The 454-nt window shown below is 64.5% G+C and carries 1 pseudogene; it reads left to right on the plus strand.

Going from position 1 to position 454, the window contains the following annotated elements:
- Positions 1 to 193: 193 nt before the first annotated feature.
- Positions 194 to 454: pseudogene (locus EBH09_RS38980) on the plus strand (phosphatase); the annotation flags it as partial.

Consider the following 454-nt stretch of genomic DNA (forward strand, 5'->3'; position numbering starts at 1 on the left):
AGGTGGCCCCCAACCACCCCTGGCCTTCTCCGAGTACGTACCCATCACGACCGCTGTGACGCTCCGTAAAGCACCCCCAGTCGACCGCAACAAGGCGTCCCCTGGGGAAGTTTCAAGCCAATTTCGTATTTCCGCAAGAGGTCGGGAGGGAGGTCGCTCGAACCTCACGGACACCAGGAATACCAGCAGGACAATGCTGGACATCTCCTTACGAGTGCGTGTACATGTGGAGACACTGCTAGCGGCGCAGAATGACATGGGGGTTTGCGATGCTTTTGAGCAGTAAGCGCCGGTCGGAAGGCCGGACGCCATGAACGCCCCGCACCCCGCGAAAGTGGCCGGAATCGATTCAACAGTTCCGTCCCCCGCACACACTGTCGCGCCCGCGACCCCGGGCGCCTCCCCGGCCACCGCGCCGAACGCCACGGACGCCGCGGAGGTCACGGCCGCGCCG

This window comes from Streptomyces sp. E2N166, assembly GCF_003671715.1.
Classification (GTDB): domain Bacteria; phylum Actinomycetota; class Actinomycetes; order Streptomycetales; family Streptomycetaceae; genus Streptomyces; species Streptomyces thinghirensis.